Genomic DNA, 487 nt, shown 5'->3' on the forward strand with positions numbered 1-487 from the left:
ATGGTCCGACTCGCCGTCGGCTACCCCGACCGGGACGCCGAGGCCGACGTCCTCGCCCGGCGCCTGGCCCGACGCCGCGAGGAGGCCCCCGTCCGCACCGTCGTCGACGCCGCCACCCTGCTCGCCATGCAGGCCGGCGTCGAGGCCGTGCACGTGGACCCCGACGTCGTGGGCTACTGCGTGGACCTGGCCGCGGCCACCCGCAGCCACGACTCGGTGGAGGTCGGTGCCTCCCCCCGCGGCTCCCAGGCCCTGGTGCTCGTCGCGCGGGCGCTCGCGGTGCTGTCCGGGCGGAACTTCGTGGCACCGGAGGACGTGAAGACGGTCGCGGTCGCGGCGTTGGCGCACCGCATCACGTTGACCCCGGCGACGTGGGCGGCGGGTGTCGCTGCCGAGGACGTCGTGCGTGAGGTCACCGCCCGGGTGCCCACCCCGGCCACCACCCGCGAGGACAGACGGTGACGGCCCCCGGCCCCACCGGCGGGCC

Annotated in this window: 1 protein-coding gene; it reads left to right on the forward strand. The window is 77.2% G+C overall.

The window, feature by feature from the left end; translation table 11 throughout:
* A partial coding sequence (locus N869_RS18245; RefSeq protein ID WP_035063402.1) for an AAA family ATPase occupies positions 1-462 on the forward strand: 462 nt, incomplete at its 5' end.
* Positions 463-487: the final 25 nt, after the last annotated feature.

It is taken from the genome of Cellulomonas bogoriensis 69B4 = DSM 16987, from assembly GCF_000767165.1.
GTDB classification, from domain to species: Bacteria; Actinomycetota; Actinomycetes; order Actinomycetales; family Cellulomonadaceae; genus Actinotalea; species Actinotalea bogoriensis.